This is a genomic window from Pseudonocardia adelaidensis (genome assembly GCF_039543345.1).
GTDB classification, from domain to species: domain Bacteria; phylum Actinomycetota; class Actinomycetes; order Mycobacteriales; family Pseudonocardiaceae; genus Pseudonocardia; species Pseudonocardia adelaidensis.
Map to the genome: position 1 here is coordinate 337,679 of NZ_BAABJO010000001.1, position 19,386 is coordinate 357,064.

General features: G+C 71.4%; 14 protein-coding genes. 4 read left to right on the plus strand and 10 right to left on the minus strand.

Features of this window, described 5'->3' with window-relative positions:
* Window positions 1-8 precede the first annotated feature (8 nt).
* The 3 genes from ABEA81_RS01570 to ABEA81_RS01580 are packed head-to-tail and all read left to right on the plus strand — an operon-like array spanning window position 9 to window position 3,650.
* The gene (locus ABEA81_RS01570; protein WP_345602700.1) at window positions 9-1,232 is read left to right on the plus strand and encodes a class I SAM-dependent methyltransferase; all 1,224 of its coding nucleotides are present in this window, start codon (window positions 9-11) and stop codon (window positions 1,230-1,232) included.
* Window positions 1,232-2,527: a glutamate-1-semialdehyde 2,1-aminomutase gene (locus tag ABEA81_RS01575; RefSeq protein ID WP_345602701.1), complete on the plus strand. Its 1,296-nt coding sequence runs from the start codon at window positions 1,232-1,234 to the stop codon at window positions 2,525-2,527. Before ABEA81_RS01570 ends, ABEA81_RS01575 begins: the two co-directional genes overlap by 1 nt.
* A gap of 25 nt (window positions 2,528-2,552) precedes the next feature.
* Window positions 2,553-3,650 (plus strand): glycosyltransferase family 2 protein, encoded by a 1,098-nt coding sequence (locus ABEA81_RS01580; RefSeq protein ID WP_345602702.1) that lies wholly within the window; start codon window positions 2,553-2,555, stop codon window positions 3,648-3,650.
* Here ABEA81_RS01580 and ABEA81_RS01585 read toward each other — a convergent pair.
* A complete protein-coding gene (locus tag ABEA81_RS01585; protein WP_345602703.1) occupies window positions 3,634-5,031 on the minus strand; it encodes an apiosidase-like domain-containing protein in 1,398 nt (465 codons plus the stop codon). The genes ABEA81_RS01580 and ABEA81_RS01585 overlap by 17 nt on opposite strands.
* A 5-nt stretch (window positions 5,032-5,036) precedes the next feature.
* Window positions 5,037-6,389 carry a polysaccharide pyruvyl transferase family protein gene (locus tag ABEA81_RS01590; RefSeq protein ID WP_345602704.1) on the minus strand — a complete coding sequence of 451 codons (1,353 nt, stop codon included), beginning with the start codon at window positions 6,387-6,389 and terminating at the stop codon, window positions 5,037-5,039.
* Between the two features lie 134 nt (window positions 6,390-6,523).
* Between ABEA81_RS01590 and ABEA81_RS01595 the strand changes: the two genes are divergently transcribed.
* Complete coding sequence (locus tag ABEA81_RS01595; protein ID WP_345602706.1) at window positions 6,524-8,035, plus strand: lipopolysaccharide biosynthesis protein; 1,512 nt, start codon at window positions 6,524-6,526, stop codon at window positions 8,033-8,035.
* Here the strand turns inward: ABEA81_RS01595 and ABEA81_RS01600 are convergent.
* From ABEA81_RS01600 to ABEA81_RS01635, 8 genes are read right to left on the minus strand one after another with little or no spacing between them, the layout of a single operon-like run.
* Window positions 8,017-9,060: a glycosyltransferase family 2 protein gene (locus ABEA81_RS01600; RefSeq protein ID WP_345602708.1), complete on the minus strand. Its 1,044-nt coding sequence runs from the start codon at window positions 9,058-9,060 to the stop codon at window positions 8,017-8,019. The two genes, ABEA81_RS01595 and ABEA81_RS01600, sit on opposite strands and share 19 nt — an antisense overlap.
* Before the next feature lie 7 nt (window positions 9,061-9,067).
* Entirely contained in the window at window positions 9,068-10,429 is a 1,362-nt protein-coding gene (locus ABEA81_RS01605) for a nucleotide sugar dehydrogenase (protein WP_345602709.1), read from the minus strand.
* Window positions 10,392-11,216: a polysaccharide lyase gene (locus tag ABEA81_RS01610; protein WP_345602710.1), complete on the minus strand. Its 825-nt coding sequence runs from the start codon at window positions 11,214-11,216 to the stop codon at window positions 10,392-10,394. The genes ABEA81_RS01605 and ABEA81_RS01610 overlap by 38 nt, the downstream gene beginning before the upstream one ends.
* Window positions 11,213-13,315 carry an alginate lyase family protein gene (locus ABEA81_RS01615; protein ID WP_345602711.1) on the minus strand — a complete coding sequence of 701 codons (2,103 nt, stop codon included), beginning with the start codon at window positions 13,313-13,315 and terminating at the stop codon, window positions 11,213-11,215. Before ABEA81_RS01615 ends, ABEA81_RS01610 begins: the two co-directional genes overlap by 4 nt.
* A 2-nt stretch (window positions 13,316-13,317) precedes the next feature.
* Window positions 13,318-14,544 carry a glycosyltransferase family 4 protein gene (locus tag ABEA81_RS01620; protein WP_345602712.1) on the minus strand — a complete coding sequence of 409 codons (1,227 nt, stop codon included), beginning with the start codon at window positions 14,542-14,544 and terminating at the stop codon, window positions 13,318-13,320.
* Window positions 14,541-16,874, minus strand: coding sequence for a glycosyltransferase (locus ABEA81_RS01625; protein WP_345602713.1), 2,334 nt, complete (start codon window positions 16,872-16,874; stop codon window positions 14,541-14,543). The genes ABEA81_RS01620 and ABEA81_RS01625 overlap by 4 nt, the downstream gene beginning before the upstream one ends.
* Window positions 16,829-17,902: a glycosyltransferase family 4 protein gene (locus ABEA81_RS01630; protein ID WP_345602715.1), complete on the minus strand. Its 1,074-nt coding sequence runs from the start codon at window positions 17,900-17,902 to the stop codon at window positions 16,829-16,831. The genes ABEA81_RS01625 and ABEA81_RS01630 overlap by 46 nt, the downstream gene beginning before the upstream one ends.
* On the minus strand, window positions 17,899-19,386 hold the full coding sequence (locus ABEA81_RS01635; RefSeq protein WP_345602716.1) for an O-antigen ligase family protein: 1,488 nt from the start codon (window positions 19,384-19,386) through the stop codon (window positions 17,899-17,901). The genes ABEA81_RS01630 and ABEA81_RS01635 overlap by 4 nt, the downstream gene beginning before the upstream one ends.

Genomic DNA, 19,386 nt, shown 5'->3' on the forward strand with positions numbered 1-19,386 from the left:
GACATCCGGTGAACCCTGCGTGCCGCCTGTGCGCCGCGCCGCTCACGCGCACCTTCGTCGACCTCGGGGCGTCCCCGCCGTGCGAGAGCTACCTGCGGCCCGACCAGCTCGACGCCCCGGAGACCTTCTACCCGCTCCACGTGCGGATCTGCGAACGTTGCCTACTCGTGCAGCTGCCGGCACTGGTCGCGGCGGAGGAGATCTTCACTGCCGACTACGCCTACTTCTCCTCGTACTCCGACAGCTGGGTGGCCCACGCCGGCCGCTTCGTCGAGGACATGGCGGCACGGCTGGAGCTCGGTGCGGGCAGCTTCGTCGTCGAGGCGGCGAGCAACGACGGCTACCTCCTCCAGCACGCCGTGGCCCGCGGGATCCGGGTTCTCGGCGTCGAGCCGTGCGGCGGTGTCGCGGACGCCGCACGGGCGCGTGGCGTGCCGACGGAGTCGGTGTTCCTCGGCGAGCGCACCGGCACGGACATCGCCGAGCGGCACGGCCCGGCCGATCTCGTGGTGGCCAACAACGTGCTCGCGCACGTGCCCGACCTGCTCGACTTCGTCCGCGGGCTGCGCGCGCTCGTCGCCGACGGCGGGACCGTGTCGCTGGAGTTCCCGCACCTGCTGCGCCTGATCGAGGGCCGGCAGTACGACACGATCTACCACGAGCACTACTCGTACTTCACCCTGCGCACGGCCTCCGCGGCCCTCGCCACGGCCGGGCTCACCGTCGTCGACGTCGAGGAGCTGTCCACCCATGGCGGCTCGCTGCGCGTGTTGGCGCGGCTCGGCGAGCACCGGCCGTCGGAGATGGTGGAGAAGGTGCTCGCCGATGAGCGGGCAGCGGGCCTGCACACCGTCGAGGGCCACGCCGGGTTCGCCCGCGACGTGTTCGAGGTCAGGACGAGCCTGCTGGAGTTCCTCCAGAGAGCGGCGCGCGAGGGCCGGTCGGTGGCCGGGTACGGCGCTCCGGGGAAGGGCAACACCCTGCTGAACCACTGCGGGGTCCGCGAGGACCTGCTGCCGTTCACCGTGGACCGCAACCCGCACAAGCACGGGATGCACCTGCCCGGCACGCACATCCCGGTGCGCCCGCCGGAGCGGCTCGCCGAGGTTCGGCCGGACTACATCCTGATCCTGCCCTGGAACCTGCGCGCCGAGATCGCGCAACAGCTCGCCTACACCCGCGAGTGGGGTGCTCGCCTCGTCGTCCCGATCCCCCGTCTGGAGTTCGTGTGATGAGACTCCCCCGGTCCGCCGCACTCAACGAGCGGCTGCACGCCGCGGTGCCCGGCGGCGCCCACACCTACGCCAAGGGCGACGACCAATACCCCGAAAACCTCGCACCCATCATCACCCACGGCCACGGCGCCCACGTCTGGGACGCCGACGGCAACGAATACATCGAATACGGCTCCGGCCTACGCGCCGTCACCCTCGGCCACGCCCACCCACGGGTGGTCAATGCCGTGCGGCGCGAACTCGACAAAGGCAGCAACTTCGTCCGCCCGTCGATCATCGAGGTCGAGGCCGCCGAACGCTTCCTCGACACGGTGCCCACCGCCGAGATGGTCAAGTTCACGAAGAACGGCTCCGACGCAACGACCGCCGCCGTCCGCCTCGCCCGCGCGGCCACCGGCCGCACCCCCATCGCCCTCTGCCGCGACCACCCCTTCTTCTCCACCGACGACTGGTTCATCGGCGGCACACCCATGTCCGCCGGCATTCCGCAGCAGGACGTCGTGTCGTTCCCCTACGGCGACCTGGCGGCCCTCGAAACCGTGCTCGACCAGCACGAGCCCGCGTGCGTGATCCTCGAGCCCGCCACGCAGACCGAACCCCCGCAGGGCTACCTCCAAGGCGTCCGCGAGCTCGCCACCCGCCACGGCGCCGTCCTCGTCTTCGACGAGATGATCACCGGGTTCCGCTGGAGCGAACACGGCGCCCAAGGCCTCTACGGCATCACCCCCGACCTCTCCACCTTCGGCAAAGCCATGGGCAACGGCTTCGCCGTCTCCGCCCTCGCCGGCACACGCGACATCATGGAACGCGGCGGCCTACACACCCACCACGAACGCGTCTTCCTCCTCTCCACCACCCACGGCGCCGAAACCCACTCCCTCGCCGCCGCCATCGCCGTCATCGACACCTACACCGAAGAAGGCACCACCGACCGGCTCCACGCACTCGGCGACCGCCTCGCCGCCGGCATCCGCGACGTCACCACCACCATGAACGTCGCCGACCACGTACAGGTCCGCGGCCGCGCCTCCAACCTCGTCTTCGCCACCCTCGACACCGACGGCAAACCCTCCCAGCCCTACCGCACCCTCTTCCTGCGCCAGCTGCTCGGCGGCGGAATCATCGGACCGTCCTTCGTCGTCAGCGCCGCCCTCACCGACGACGACATCGACCGCACCATCGAGGTCGTCGCCGACGCCTGTGGGGTGTACCGCAAGGCGCTCGACGCCGACGACCCCACGCCCTGGATGGGCGGGCGGCCCGTCAAACCAGTGTTCCGCCGCTATGTCTGACCCCTTGCCGCCAGCGTCCGGCCGCGTGTCGCCGGCCGCGTCCCGCGATGCGCGCCCCCGCCCCACTCGTAACAGTCGCACCACAGACGGCGAGTTGGTCGCCATGGATCCCGACGCGACAACTCCAACGGTCAGCGTCCTCACCGCAGCCCACGGCACCGCTTCCTACCTGGCGGAAATGATCGACTCGGTGCGAGCGCAGACCGACCCCGACTGGGAGCTCATCATCGTCGACGACGGCGATTCCGATGAGGTGGCCCGGATCGTCGATCACCGTTCCGACCCGCGGGTCCGCCTCGTCCGTGCCGAGTACCGCGGCCTGGGTCCTGCGGTCGACGTCGCCGCTGGGAGGGCCCGCGGGCGGTACTACGCGGTCGTACACGGCGACGATCGGCTCGAGCCGACGTTCTGTGAACGCACCCGAGCAGTGCTCGACGCCCATCCCGGGATCGACGTCGTCTGCATCGACGGCTATCCGTTCCTGGACGACGGCACCCGGCAGGAGCCGGGGTTTCGCGCACGCAGCGGAGGGACCATCGAACCGGGCTTCGACCACCGGGTCGACATCGTCGAGCTCGCCCGTGGCAGTGCGCTCTACTACACCGCACTGATCCGGGCCGAGGCCTGGAAGATCGGTGGCGGGTTCACGTGCGACACCCCGAAGGTCGAGGACCTCGCCATGTTCCTGCGCATGCTGGCCGCCGGATGCGACATCCGGGTGCTGCCCGAGCAGCTCGCAGGCTACCGGCTCCACGCGGACACCGCGGTCGGTGTGCGGTTCGACGAAGAGGAGTACGAGGACAGCGAGCTGCGTGCATACGCCGAGGTTCCCCGGCTGACCCAGGACCCCCGCGTGCTGCGCGAGGTGGACGCCCGCCTGCGCCGGCTCCGGTACCAACGGGCGATGCGCAAGGCTCGGACGGCACTCGGCGACAGCGACACAACCGCCGCCCGCCGGCACGTCCGGGACGCCCTGCAGCAGCGCCGAACCAGGAAGGCGTCGCTGATCTTCCTCGTACTGCGAACCGCTCCCGGCACGCTGCGCGCCACGCAGTCCGTCCGCAGCAGGGCCCGCGGGGTCGCGAAGCTCGTCAAGCAGCGCGCCGCTACGCCTGAAGGTTGAGCAGCAGCAGCCAGTCCTCTCCCCCCGCCGAATTCCGGCCGGGAGTGGCGAGCGTTCCGGATGGGTCGACGGCGACCTGCACCGGAGGCGCCGGCGCATCCGCCGCATCGACCCAGCGCGCCATCGGCGGCGTCGCGAGCTTCGACACGTCCACGGTCACCGTGCGCGCGGTCGGGACGTAGGCAACCAGCAGGCCACCGGCCCGGGCCGCGGTGACGTAGTCGCTGCCCATGATCCCGACCTCGACGTCGGCGCCGACCGGCTCACCGCGGCCGCCGACGAGGACCTCGGCCGACTCGTCCGGCGTGAGCGTCCACCAGTCGAACGACTCGAAGAACTCCCGCAGCCGGCCCAGCTGGGCCACAGCCGGGGTGTCCAGCCGCCCTTCCCAGCCGGGGAGGAGCTCCCAGTCGTCGGAGCCGTAGAAGTAGCCCGGCGAGCCCGACGTGAGCGCCCACGCCATCTGGCGGCGCAGCACGACGTCCCCGGTCACCGGCGTGCCGGGCAGGTTGTTCTCGCCCTCGTAGTTCGCCTCCGCCAGCAGGGCCGGCAGCCGGTCACGCCGGTAGGCGTCCAGCACGCCCCGGTACGTCGGTAGGTAGCTGTAGACGAAGTCGAAGTCGACGCGCGGCGCCCACTGCGGGCTGTCCGTGGAGATCGACGCCGGGTACCCGAGCTGGATGGAGAACGGTCGGACGTCGCCGGTCGACCGGATGCCCGAGAGCACCTGCTCGAACAGCTCGTCGTGCACGCGAGGCGAGTCGTTCCGGCCGGAGAGATCGCTCGGGAAGTGGTCGCCGCCGGTCATCCAGACGATGTTCGGGAAGCTCGCGTACCGGGTGGCAACCATCTCCCCGTAGCGGTAGGCCTCCTCACGCGTCGCGTTCCGGAAGACAGTGCTCACCGTCCAGCCGTCGATCGGATACAGGAACAGGGTGTTCCCGTGGGCGCACGCCGATCGGACGTACTCGTCGACCCGCTCCCAGTACGCCTCGTTCCACCGCGTGACCTCGCCGCCGTCGAAGGGCAGGAGTCCGTCGTAGGTGCGGCCGTCGTCGTCCGGCCCACCGTTCGCGCTCGCGCCGATCATCGAGATGATCGACGCGTTGAAGCCCCGCGCCTCGCGGTCGGCGAAGTACACCTCCGCCTGCTGCGGCGACCAGCGCACCATGCCCGCCCACGGGGAGTCGCCGAACACGAGGAGGGGGGCGCCGTGCTGGTCGGTGAAGTGCCGGCCGCTCGGATCGACCGCGCTGACGTACCTGTGCTCCTGCATCGTCGCCTCGTCGCATGCCGCCTGCGGTTGCGTGACGGTGGGTCCCTGCGCCGACGTGCACGCGGTGATCAGCGACAGACTGATGAGCACGAGCCCGCGACGCACCCGGATCAGCGTATCGACGGCTCGTCGACGAGGGAGAAGACCCGCTCGAACCCCACCTTGCCGAGCTGGATCTGTGCGCTCGCCCGCTCGCGCAACGGTGCCCGCACCTCCGGGGCCCGCTCCCACGCCGTTCGCGCCGCCGACGCAACCCGCTCCTCGAGAGCGGGATCGTCCAGCCGGACGACGTGCAGGCCGTGCCCGCCGAACATCGCGTCGAGGCCGTGGAGTTTCTCGTCGTAGTAGCGGGACGACGACAGCCCGACCACGGGGATGCCCTGGGACAGCGCGAATACCGCCAGGTGGTACGCGCCCGTCACGACAAGCCGGCATCGCCCGACCCGGCGCGCGACCTCCTGCGGGGTCACGAAGCGCCCCTGCACGGGCGCCACGTCGGGGTACGCGGCCACGAGCGGCAGGGTGGAGCGCCGGTCCTCCGAGCCCTGCTCCGAGACGACGAGCGGGACCAACCTCGCCGCGAACTCACCGGCCACCGCGCGCACGGCCCGGCCGACGGCCTCCTGGGACCGCACCGCGACCGGTGAGTAGCCGGCCACGCGCAGGCAGACACCGAGACCAGCGCCCAGCGCGTCCCGCCGCACCGTGTGCGCGAGCTCGATCGCGTCGTCGCCGGTGACGAGAACGCGCTCGGCGCGCACGCCGAGGCCGGCCAGCAGGCTGGGCCCCACCCGGTCCTCCCGCAGCGCGATGAGGTGCACGGCGGGCAGTACCTCGGCGGCCCTGGCCACCAGCGCGGGCTCGGTCAACGGGCCGAAGCCCTGCCCGACCATCGCCGTGGGAATGCCTCGATCGATGCCGTGCTGCAGGAGGTCGAGCGTGCGGTGGAACTGCCACGGATCGACGTCGTTCATGTAACCGCCGCCGATCGCGAGGACGAGCGAGGCGTCCCGCAACGCGGCCGCGACAGCCGGGCGGGTCGAGATGTCAGGCCCGCCGTCATCCGGCCCGGCCTCCTCCGCGGGCACGCCCTCCGGAGCCACCGACCGCTTCCGCAGCCGCTCGACGACGCGCCGCAGCTCCTCGCGCGCCCGCAACGATCCCAGGGAAGCGAACCCGGCGACACTCGGCCCGAGTCGCGACGCCGCGGCGGAGAGGGGCTCCGCGAGGAACCCGGGCAGCCGGCCGTCAGAGATCGGGTGCACGTCGGGGTGGTAGGCGCGCAGCAGAGCCGGCACGCTGGTCATGACGTGCAACGACGCGCCGGGCCAGCGGCTCCGGAGACGACGCAGCGTGACGGAGAGCATCGCCAGGTCGCCGATGTTGCGCATCCAGTGCTCACCGTTCTGGACGACGATCCGGAGGGGCTGCTCGTCCCGTCCGTCGCGCGCTCTTCTCGTCATCAGGCTCCTGCTCAGGCGCTGGAAGTACCGCGTGTGACTCGTTCGGCGACCCTGTCCGGTTACGTGCTAACGCGGTGGTCGTTCGCGGCGACCACTCCCCAGCACGACGATCGACGAAACCCCCGAGGGAGCAGGTGGACACACCGCAGCCCGGCAGCATGCAGCTGCGGAGGAAGCTCACCCGCGTCGCGACGGCCTCCGCGGGTTCACAGGCCATCACGCAAGGTGTGTCCCTGCTGCAGACCGTCGTTCTCGCGCGCCTGCTGACCCCGGCCGAGGTCGGCATCTTCGCGGCGGGGACCGTGCTCACCGCGCTTCTCGTCGAGTTCTCCGAGGGCGGCCTGCGCGCGGCGCTGGTGAACCGGCAGCGCGACGTCGAGGCCGCGGCCGAGACGGTGTTCTGGGCCACGCTCGTCAGCGGGGTGCTCATCAGCCTGGGAGCGGTCGCGGCCGCACCGGTCATCGGCCTCGTCTTCGACGACCCGACGGTGGGACTCGTCGCCGCCGCCTCCGCGGGAGGCCTGCTCCTCTACTCCCTGACGAACGTGCCGGAGGCCATCCTCCAGCGCGAGTTCAGCGTGTCACGCAACATCGTCCTCGCCCCGGCCGTCTCGCTCGCCTTCGCCGTCGTGTCGGTGGGCTGCGCCGTGCTGGGATTCGGCGTGTGGAGCCTCGTGATCGGCACCTATGCGTCCTCGGTGACGTTGCTGGTCGGGGTGTGGATGCTGGTCGGGTGGCGTCCTGGGCGAGCGAAGGCGTCGGTGCGGCTGTGGCGGCAGCTCGCTCGCTACGGATACCCGCTGTTGATCGACCGGATCTCCTCGCAGGTCCGGACCGCCACCGAGCCGGTTGTGATCGGCCGGCTCCTCGACACCGCGGCACTCGGCTTCTACCGCTATGGGCTGCGCATCGCCCGGCTGCCGGTCAACGTCATGATCGGCGTGGTGGCCTACGCCCTCTTCCCGGCCTTCTCCCACATCGCGGCGGATCCGGAACGGCTGCGCCAGACCTACCTGAAGGCCCTGCGCTGGGTCACCTTCTGCGCCGCGCCGGTGTCCGGCCTTATGCTCGCGATCGGCGAGCCGGCTGCCGTCGTGGTGTTGGGCGAGCCGTGGCGACAGGCCGGGGTCGTCCTCGTGGCCATGGCGGGGCTCGGGATCGGAAAGGCGTTCGCGTCGGTCAGCGAGGAGGCGATCAAGGGTCACGGCCGGACCGGGCTGATCAACTATGCGACCGCCGTGGAGTTCGCGCTCGGGCTGTTCCTGCTGGTCCTCATCGTACCGTTCGGCCTGCCCGGCGTCGGCCTGGCGATCTCCGCGACGGCACTCGTCGTCGGCGTCCTGTGCCTCGCGCTGGCGCGCTCGGCACTCGGCGTGCGGGCCGTGCAGATCGTCCGAGCCACGTTGCCCTCGGTGCTGTCCAGCCTCGCGGCCACTGCGTCGACGGCCGCACTCGAACGGCTCGTCCTCCACACCGACACCCGCCCGACGATCGTCGCCGTCGCCTTCCTCGCGCTCGACGGTCTCGCCTTCCTGCTGGTGTACATCGGGGTGCTCGCCGCCGTCGCGCCGTCGATGGCGGCCACGCTCGGCCGCGCCGCGAGGTCGCGGGTGATTCCCGGCCGGGGTCAGCGCGCGGAGGACTGACGGTCTTCCTCTTCCGGCTTGCGGGTTCGCAAGGCGGCCGCGCGCGCCATCAGCCGGGACGCCCCGCGGGAGAGGCGCAGCTTGAGTGGGCGGATCACCCGGAGCGCTCCGGGCGCGACGGTGACCCCGACGAGGACGGCCGCGCCACGCAGCGTGCGCTGCTGCGCGAAGGCCGCACGGGCCTCGGTGCGCGCACCGGGCACGTCGTCGTGCACGAACGCCCACCTGGCCCGCCGCAGCGCCTGCTCGTAGCGGAAGAGGCGGATCCTCCGGTCGAGCAGCAGGAGCGTCGCCGGATCGCCGGACGCGAGTGCGGCCTCGCTGTAGACCCGCTCGCACGCATCCTCGAACTCCTCCACGGCGCTCGGGTCGCGCGATGCCGAGTCGGCCCGTAGCCGATACCGCGTGAGCCGCTCGGGCAGCACCCTGACGTCACGGCCGGCGACGATCAGGCGCAGGTAGAGCGCGATGTCCTCGACGAGGTCGGTGCCGGGCGCGTACCCGCCCCCGGCCAGCCACGCCTCCCGCCGGAACCCCGCGAAGTACGGGATGACGTCGTGCTCCCCGATCATGTCGGCCAGCGTGAGCCGGTGCTCCAACCCGAGACGCTTGCGCAGGAACGAGCCGGCGAGGTCGTGCGTCTCGCCGTCCCGGAACACGCTGGCATCGCAGGAGAGCACGTCGATCTCGGGCTTGCGCTCCAGGACCTCCGCCATCCGCCGGCAGAACGCGGGCGTGAGCATGTCGTCGCTGTCGAGCGGCACCAGGTACCGCCCCGACGACGCCTCGACGGCCGCGGCGATCCCGCCGATCAGCCTGCTGTTCTGCTGGCGCACCAGCCGGATCCGGGGATCGTCCCGATAGCGCCCGACGATCTCCGCGATCTCGTCCGACGGACCGTTGTCGACGACGATCATCTCCCAGTCGGGCATCGTCTGGGCGACGACCGAGTCGATCGTCTCGGCGAGGTACGCCTCGCACCGGTATGCCGAGCACAGGATGCTGAAGGCAGGTTCGTCGGACACTCGCGCCCTACCAACCGATTCCGATGTACTTCTCGTCACCGCGGCGCGAGCTCGCGTCGGGCAGCCGCACGAGGTCGACGACCGGACGGTCGTCCACTCCCGCCAGCGCGTCCGCGATCTCCGGCGCCGATGAGCCGACGACGAAGACCTCGGCGTGCGCCACGACATCGGCAAGATCGTCGGTGAGCAGCCGGCCGATGTGCGGGAGGTGTTCCGTGATGTGGCGGCGGTTCGCGCCCGCGAGGCGCGACACCGACACGTTGGCGTCGTAGATGCGGACGTCGTACCCCTTGCCGATGAGCCGCTCGGCGAGCTCGACGAGCGGGCTCTCCCGCAGGTCATCCGTGCCCGCCTTGAACGACAGGCCCATGAGGGCGACGCGGCGGCGCCCGCACGCGACCACCAGCTCGACCGCGCGCCGCACGTGAGCCTCGTTCGCGGGAATCACGCCCGCGAGCAGCGGGATGTCCACGTTGCGGCGACGCGCCATGTCGACGAGGGCACGCAGGTCCTTGGGCAGGCAGGAACCCCCGAAGGCGAAGCCGGGCCGCAGGTATGCGGGGCTGATGTTGAGCTTGGTGTCGGCGAGAAAGATGTCCATCACCTGGTGGGAGTCCAGCCCCGCGGAGCGGCAGACGGCACCGATCTCGTTCCCGTACGCCACCTTCAGCGCATGGAAGGAGTTGTCGACGTACTTCGACATCTCGGCCACCGCGATCGGCACGCGGAACCGCGGCCCCGGCACGTTCGCATAAAGGCCCATCACGACGTCGCCGCTGCGCGGATCGAGCTCCCCCACCACAGTCTTGGGCGGCGACCCGAAATCACGGACGCTCGATCCCTCGCGCAGGTACTCGGGGTTGACACAGACTCCGAAGTCCACGCCCGCCCGCTTCCCGGAAGCGCGTTCCAGTGCGGGCACGAGGAGGCCCTCGCAGGTGCCGGGCGTCATCGTGCTGCGGAAGACCACCACGTGCCACCCCGGTTCCGCCGCGAGCGCCCCGCCGATCTCGGCGCACGCACGTTCCAGGAACGCCGTGGACAGGCTGCCGTCCGGTGCCGACGGGGTGCCGACGCACACCAGCGTGACGTCGGTGGCCGAGATCGCGGCTCGCACGTCGTCGGTGATCCAGAGCCGCCCGGACCGCACGACGTCGGCGACGATCTCGTCGATCCGCTCCTCGACGATCGGCGATCGCCCCGACCGCAGGAGCGCCGCCTTCTGCTCGTCCACGTCAACGCCGACGACCTCGTGCCCGCGGGCGGCGAAGCAGGCCGCCGACACACACCCGACATAGCCGAGGCCGATGACGGCGATGGCAGGGAGCGGCTCACCGGCTGGCAGGCTGGGTTGCACGTTGGTTGGCACGCTCCACCGCCTCCCTCGTGGTTCCGATCCGCCAGTCGTCGAACACGATCCGGCCGACCGAGTCGATGACGCGGTCGCGGTAGTAGCCGGTCTTCACGGAGCTGTTGGCCGAGCCGTCGGTGGGGTTGACGTACATCGTGCCGCCCGGTGGTGAGTACCTCGCCAGAACGGGCTGTCCGTCGCGCCACACCTCGACGAACCCGACGGCCGGATCCGGCGAGAACTTCACGTGCAGGAGCCAGTCGTACCACCGGTCCGTGGAGGCCTCACCGACCGGCTCGTTGAAGACCCGGGGGCCGTCGGGGTGGCCGTAGCCGCCACCGATGTGGAACTGGCTGTCCTCCACCGTGAGCTCCAGCGGCGGTGAGCCGTCGAAGTTCTGCTTGAACTGGGTGATCGTCTGGAACTCCGAGTAGCGAACCGGGAACCCGGCGACCAGGTACGTCGAGAACGCGAACCACAGGTCGTCCCCTTCGACCATCCCACGGAACTTCGGCTCGATCTCGTTCCGCGAGCCGCAACAGATACCGTCGTCGGCAGTGGTCGCTCCCACGATCGCCACCTCGACCGCGTACCGCCCGCTGCGCACCGGGTTCTCCACGACCTGGGGTTTGGGGCCGCCGACCAGGTTCCACGGCGTGTCCATGAACTGCGACATGTCCCCCGTCTCCGCGTCCCCGGACCACAGGAGCATCGAGGACGCCGGAACCTCTTGGGAGCCTCCCTGGGCGCTGCATCCGACCAGGAACGCCACGGCGAGCAGTGCCGGCCCGAGCCGGCGTTTCACGTGCGCACCAGGAGATCGCAGGAGACGGCGCCCGGGGTGCTCGGGTCCACCCGGACCACCGGCTGCGTCGAACCATTCGTCCATGTCACTTCCGCCCCGCCCGACCTGTCCCAGGCGATCGAGAGCCCTTCCAGCTTCTGCATGCGGTCGTTCGGGATGCTCAGCACCGTGGCGATCGCCACGGGGCACCGGGCGTCCTCGACGACCGTTCCGATGAGCCATGCCGGAGTCCGCGACTCGAACCGCTCCGACCACCAGCCGAGCCCGTCAGCACCGCCTCGCACCCGGTACGGCCTGCCGGGGGCGGTGCTCGTGCTCGCCACGTGCAGCACCGGCACCCCGGCGCGCAGGACGACCTGCACGTCCTGCCGATCGTCGACGTCGAGGGCGGGGTGCAGCGGCCAGGAGGTCCGGAAGCGGTGGCGCCCCCTGCCGTCCAGCAGGTCGAGCACGAGCGCCCAGTCCCGGTCCGGCCCTGCCACCAGGTACCGGAGGTGGCGAACCGGATCGTCGAGCCTGCGGTACCCGTCGTGCTCCGCCTCGACAATCCCACGTTCCAGGTCGACGGCACGCACCGTCGTCCGGGCGTGCCGCGTCCAGAGGAAGGGCCCGCCGGAGACCGACTGGTCCAGGTCGTCGACCGCGACCGTGGCGTGCGTCCGCGTGCCCCGGAACGCGCGGCGCCACGACGGCTCGGCGTAGTAGCTGCCGGTACCGGGATCGCCGACCACGTCGTGACCGGCGGCCGCGACCGTGACGGCGAGCGCGTCGGCGTGCCCGTGCGCGGCCAGCGACAGGTACCCGAGGGGTCCGACGTCCATCGTGATCCGCCGCCCCGGCCCGCGCAGCACGACGACACCGCCGTGTGGCGCGTACCAGTCCCCCGCGTTCGCGGCGGGCGGGGCCGGGCGCGAATCCGCGGTGGGGACGGTGAGCCACCGAGCGGCGAGGTCGTCCGGCGCGGCGTCGACCAGCGCGAGGTGGCGTCCGACCGTGGCGACCGGCTCCGGGTGCAGGCGCAGGGCGAATCCGCCGTCCTCGTCTCCGTAGCGGGGCAGCGGGTCGCCGCCGGCCGTGAGACCGGCGAGGAACCCGGCGCTGCGCCGCACGGCCGCGTCGATCGCGGGAAGCGGCCGGTCACCCCGCAGCCGCACGAGCGCGGCCGGCACGAGCAGCAGCTGCGCGCTGAAGATCAGGTACGACGAGGACTGCTCGGCGCCCGCCCCGTCGGGCAGGATCTGCCGATCGGCCTCGCGCTCGAGAGCGGCGAGGGCGTTGCGCTCCCAGCGCCGGGCACCTGGCAGCTCGGGGTGCAGGATCGCGACGGCCGCGGTCCCGGCCAGCTCACCGAGCACGTGGTTGTTGGCCGAGCTGAACCGGGAGCGGTCCGTCCAGCACATCTCCGCGCTCTCGGCGAGCATCGTCACGATGCGCCGGTACCGCCCCGCGGTCATCGCGGGCGCGTGCCGCAGGCCCTGGATCGCGATCGCGACCGACATCGCGCGCAGCCCGGCCTCGAATCCGCCGCGCCATGCGATGCCGCGACCGGTGGGGTTCTGGTCGAGCCAGCTGTCGAGTTGGTCGAGCGCCGCATCGGCATACCTGTTCTCGCCGGTGAAGAGCCATGCCTGGGCGAGCCACGGCAGGTGCTGGAGCCGGTTGAGCTCCCAGATCCACTTCGGGTCGCCGTAGGTCCGGTGGTTGATGCGGGCGGCCGGCTTGTGCGGCCAGCGGCGGCCGGTACGCGGGTCGACGTTCCAGTCGATGAGGTCGGGGAACCGGACGGGGTCCTGACCGAAGAAGGCGAAAGTGCCGTCGAGCACGGCGTCCGCCGACCGGACGACCTCGTCCACCTGGTCGGGCAGTTCCCGGGCGATCATGGCGGCCCGCGCCGCGTCGAGCACGACCGGCCGGCCGACGGCGCTACGGAAGCCCTCGAACGCCAGGTCCCGGCCCGACTCGGCGGGCTCCGCCGGCACTGACCGCGCGGGTGACACCAGTGCCCGTCCTGCTCCACGCGCCGCCGTCGCGATCCGCCAGGCGATCTCGCCGAGCCCCATCATCCGGGCCCGCGCCACGTACCAACCCAGCTTGCCCATGATCACCCTTCCCCGGGGGCCGTACGCGTCCTGGGCACGACCACCAGGGCGTAGAAGTCCTCGAGGTGCCGCTCCGCGATCTCCCACGACAGCTCGCCTGCGACCCTGACCCTCCCGAGCTCGCCCATCCGCGCCCGCCGGCCCGGGTCACCCAGCAGCTCGTCCACGAGCTTCGCGAACGCCTGTTCGTCGTCGGCGGGCGCGTAGACGGCAGCCCCGCCGGCCGTCACGCGCGTCTCGGTGAGGTCGAACGAGACGATCGGCCGCCCGATCGACATGTATTCGACGATCTTGTTCATCGAGGACACGTCGTTGAGCGGCGTCTTCGGGTCCGGGGCGAGGCACACGTCGGCCGTCGACAGGCAGCGCTGCACGAACTCGTCGGGCACCCGGCCGGTGAACTCCACGCAGTCGTCCAGGCCGAGCCGGGTGCACAACACCTTCATCTCGTCGAAGACGTCGCCGCTCCCCATGAAGATCGTGTGCAGGTCGTCACGCCCGAGGTCGTGGCGCAGGTGCGCCAGCGCCCGCAACGCGCAGTCGATGCCGTCCTGCGGCCCCATCACGCCCAGGTAGGCTGCGAGGTGGCGCCTACCCTTGCGGAGTGCGGGGTCGGCCGGCAACGGTGTGAAGCGCTCCAGGCTGGGCGCGCTGCGGACGACCTGCACCCGGCCGGGGTGTTTGCGCCCCCGGCCGATCGCCACCCGCCGGTAGCTCTCGTTCGTGCTGATGACCGCGTCGGCGAGGGCGAAGGTGAGCCGCTCGCAGATCAGCGCCACCCGCAGCAGCCACCGCCCCCCGTTCGGGAAGCGGGACCGGAACAGCTCGGGCACGAGATCGTGCTGATCGAAGACGAACCGCGCGCCGAGGAGCTTGAGCGGCAGAACCGCGGGCAGCAGCAGGTCCGGCGGGTTGCACGCGTGCACGACGTCGACGGGCCCCTCCCGGCGCACGCGCAACGCGAGGCGCAGCGTGTGCCACAACGCGGCGCCGTACTCGCGCACGTAACCGGCCGGCCCACCAGTGGCCGCCCGCAGCGGGTAGCGCAGGATCCGCACACGGTCGAGGACCACCTCCGGCTCCTCGTCGCGGCCCTTGCCCATCGGGCAGACGACCACGACGTCGTAGCCGGCGTCGACCAGCGCCAGGCACTCCTGCCAGACCCGCCGGTCGAAGGGCACCGAGAGGTTCTCGACGAGCACGAGAACCCGCGGGTTCCGGCGGTTCATCGGGCGAGCTCGGCGACAAGCCGCTGGTAGCCCTGCACGGTCCGCTCGATCGAGAACTCGCGCTCGGCGTGCGCCCGCCCTCGCTCGCCCATGGCGCGGCGGAGGGCGGGATCGACGATCAGGCGTTCCAGGCGCGCGGCCAGCGCGGGCTCGTCGCCGACCGGGACGATGAACCCCTCCTCCTCATCGGCGACGAGGTCGCGCAGCGCCCCGCAGTCGGTGGCGACCATCGGCACTCCCGCGGCCATCGACTCGAGCACGGCGAGCGGCGCACCCTCGTGCACCGAGGACAGGCATGAGATGTCGAATGCCGGGAGCAGTGCCGGAACATCGCTGCGCAGGCCGGTGAAATCGACGCGGTCGGCGATCCCGAGCTCGTCGACGAGGGCTCGCACCCGCGGAGCCTCCGGACCATCACCCACCACGACCAGCCGGAGCCGCGGATGCGTCGGGGCGAGCGCCGCGATGGTGCGCAGCAGCACGCCGTGCGCTTTCTGCGGCCTGAGCACGGCGACGATCCCCACCACAACATCGGCCCGGTCGAGGCCGAGCCGGGCCCGGGCCGCGATCCGGTCGGCGGGCGTCGGGGCCGGTCTCAGCACGATCCCGTTCGGGATCACCACCTCCCGCGTGCGGCGCCAGGGGAACCGGCCGACGCCCTCCTCCTCGTGGAGGTAACGCCCCTGGCTGGGCGCGAGGAGCACCAGCGCCTGCGTCAGGAACAGGGTCTCGACCACGCCCCGTGGCAGGACCCTCTTCCCGACCCCCATGAGATCCATGTCGTGGGCGGCCACGACGTTCGGCACCCGCGCGAGCCGGGCCGCGATCCGCCCGAGCAGCAGCCCCGCGCGGTGGTAGTGGGTGAGCAGGACGACGTCCGTGCCGCCGCTCCGGAAGGAGCGCACCAGCCGCAGGAGGGTTCTCGGGTCGAACCGACCGCTGCGCTCCAGGGACTCGACCGGCACGCCGGCCGCCTCGAACGCAGGCGCCAGCGCGCCCGGATGGCGGAAGCAGATCAGCCGCGGCTCGACGATGCGCCGGTCGACGTTGCGGCACAGCTCGAGCAGGAGGTTCTCCGCCCCACCAACGCTGACGTGGTCCTGGAGGATGGTGAGGCGGATCGGCCGTGCCGGTCGCTCCCGCCCTGCCGTACGCAGCAACGTCGCCCCGGCCACCCGGACCGATCGCTCGAGCGTAAACCTCTCGAGCACCCGTCGGCGCGCCGCGCGCCCCATCTCCGCGGTACGTCCGGGGTCGCGCATGATCTTGATCAGCGCGGTCGCCATGGCGCGGGGATCGCGGGGCGGCACGAGCTGCCCTGTGACGCCGTCGTCGACCATGTCCGGAAGCCCACCGACATCCGTGGCGACGACCGGGACGCCGCACGCCATCGCCTCGAGCACGGCCAGCGGGAAGCATTCCGTGTAGGAGCTCAGCAGCGCGACGTCCACCACCGCGAACAGCGACGCCACGTCCGACCGGGATCCGGCGAAGACGACGTTCCCGGCGATCCCGAGCTCGCCGGCCAGCTGCTCCAGCGGTTGCCGCAGAGGCCCGTCGCCGATCAGCACGAGCCTCGCGTCCGGGATCTCGTCGAGCACGAGTTTCATGGCACGCAGGGCGGTGCCGTGGTCCTTCTCCGGGCGCAGCACCGCGAGCATGCCGATCGTCGGGCCCTGCGCAGGGATGCCGAGCGCACTCGCCGTTCGCGCCGGCTCGCCCGGCCGGGCGGGCTGGAACAGGCTCGTGTCGACCCCGTTCTCGATGACCTCGATCTTGCTTTCGGGGAAGCCGAGCTGCTCGACAAGATAGGCGCGTTGCTCGTCGGCCACGCCGTAGTAGGCGCTGGTCAGCGGGCCGAGGACCTTGTAGACGGCCCGCCGGACCGCGCCGCGCGGCGTGATGTCGCCGGCGTTGTGCACCCACACGACCGTCCGCGCGACCCGGGTGAACGCGGCCGCGATCCGGCCGAGCGTGTCGGCGTTGTACCCGCGCGTGATCACGACGTCCGGATGCTCGTCGGTCATGATCCGGATCAGGCCGAAGAGGGCGTGCAGCCACCGGCGCCTGCTGTGGAGGGCACGCGCGGGCACGCCATGGCCGGCGAGCGTCGGGAAGAGCCCTCCCTCCTCGCCGATGCAGACCACCGAGACGTGGAACCGGGCCGGATCGAGCGCGGGAGCGAGCGTCACGACATGGCGCTCGGCCCCACCGGTACCCAGGTCGGGAACGATGAACAGGATTCTCAGCGGACCGGCTTCCCGGACCCTGCGACGCCATCCCGTCACGGCTCGGTCACCTCCCGGTAGAGCGCATCCAGCTGACGCCACACGACATCGGCGTCGAACGCGGTGAGCACCCGCTCCCGCGCCGCACCTCCCAGGCGTTCACGCAGGGCGCGATCGCCAAGCACCGCGCGCAGCGCGGCCCCGAGGGAGTCGACGTCGTCCGGCGGCACGAGCAGACCCGACCGGCCGTGCTCCACGAGCTCGGGGATGCCGCCCACGTCGCTCGCCACCACGCAGACGCCGCTGGCCATGGCCTCCAGGACGGCCATCGGCTGCCCCTCGTGCCGCGAGGGCAGCACGAAGACGTCGGCGGAGGCGAGCAGTGCCGCCGCCTCGGGCGCCGGCAGCCAGTCGCGCACCCGGACCGACCGCTCGATACCGAGCTTCATGCTCAACTTTCGGGCTTCGCCCACGTCACCGTCCCCGGCGAGCGTGAGGAGAGCGGGCACCGCCCCGTCCCACTCGGCGGCCAGCTTCGCCCAGGCCTCCAGCAGGCAGAACGCACCCTTGCGCTCGCCGACCGCGCCGAGGAACACGGCGTTCAGCTCGTCGCTCGTCCGAGGTGGCGGCGCCGGGGGCACCACGACGGAGTTCGGAACGACCTCGACCCGCGACCGCGGCGCGATGCGGCGGATGCGGGTGGCCCACCGCTCGCCCAGGGTCAGGACAGCCACGGCGTGGGTCAGCACGCCGCGCACCCCTCGGCGGAGCGGAGCCGGTAGCGCGGCGTGGAATTCGTCGAACCGAGATCCGTGTACGTGCACGATCACCGGAATCCCGAATGCGCGCGCGATCCAGAACAGGACCGCCTTGCGCACGAAGCTCCCGTGCGACGACATGTGCAGGTGGATGAGGTCAGGACGCGAAGTCAGGAGGGTCTGCACGTACCGCGGCACCGCCGAGGCGAAAGTGCCGATCTTGCGCGCCGCACCCCCGTCGCGATGGGTGGCGATGTGCCGGATCTGCCAGCGCGTCCACAGCGGGGTGTCGCGGATCGTCCGCACGTAGCTCGCGATGCCGCCGCGGGTACTCGTGCTCGTCGACACCCAGAGCACCCGCCCGGGCGTCATGTCGAGGCTCCGGCGGGCTCGCGGGCCTTCCCGGCCTGCTCGTCCCGTTGCCGGATCGACGCGCCCACGGCCGCCCCGGCGATCAGGAAGACCAACAGGTTGACGAAGTCGTTGTAGCGCATGTCGACAGTGGCGCCGCTGCCCACCCACACGACGACGGAGACGACGGCGAGCACGGCGATCGTCCGCCCGTCCACGCCGGCACGCGGCAACCGGCGGAACGCCCGGACGATCTGGTACGCCACCATCGCGAGAACCACGAGCCACAGCGCGAGCCCGATGAGCCCGAGTTCCACAGCGATGCCGAGCTCGTTCTCGTGGGAGGAGTACCCGTATCCGCGCGTCCAGTTGATGTCGGTGGCCCACTGCTGGTGGTGGTGGGTGTTGACCTGCGCGAACCGGCCGATTCCCCAGCCGACGATCGGTTCCTCGCGGATGGCCCAGAACGAGGTCTGGATCATGTTGAGCCGGTCCTGGACCTCCGACGGCGAGCCGAGTCCACCCTCGGCCCGGTCCGCGCTCGCAATCGTCGCCCACTCCGCCACGACGAACATCCCGGCACCGATCAACGAACCGGCGAACACCGATCGCGAGTTGGGCGCGATGAAGGCGCAGAGCACGAGTGCCAGCCCGAACACGATGAGCACGGCCCGCGTGTGGGTAAGGTAGATTCCGACCGCGCAGAGGGGCGCCACGAGGCCGGCCAGCACCCGCTGCCAGCCTTTCAGCGAACGGTCCTTCGCGAGAAATACGGCGGCGATGAATCCCATCGACATGACGAGCCCGTTGACGACCGGCTGGTCGAAAACACCGACCGCGCGCTCCGGCCAGCTCGGCTTGTCAACGATGTATTTCGGCCACACCAACGCCCGCGGGCCCGTGAACTGCAGGATGCTGACCAATGCCGAATATGCCGCGAACCCCAGGACGCCGAAGAGGAGAACGCGGATCCGGGACGCGCTCTGGAACAGCGCCCTCCCGACCACGTAGCCCGCGAACGGGAAAACGGTGCCCATCATGATGAACCGGTAGATGACGATCGGTTCTCCGGTGAGGGGCATTGCTGCCGGATACACGTGCGGCCACACCGCCGAAACGACGTTCCAGAGCAGGTAGGCGAGCATGACCGCTTCCAGCGGCCCGAAGTGGAGGCGGATCGTGCCGCGCAGGGTGGCGATGGCCACCGCCACGACGAGGGCGGCGAACAGCAGGGTCATCGGCTCGGCCGGCAGGCCACTCACGTGGATCGCCAGCCGGAAGAACGAGGCGAGCAACAGCAGCAGAGCCGTTGCCACCGGCGCGAGGAAGACCACCACGCCGGCCGCGCCTCCCATCGCGACGATCAGCACGCCCCGCGGGCCCTCGATCGGCCCCTCGCGCATCGCGCCCGCGATCAGGACCAGCCCGAGCCCCACGGCCGCGGCGAGCCGCCACAGGTCGGCGCGGCCCGGCGCCAGGCCCCGGACCGGAACCGGAACGGTCAC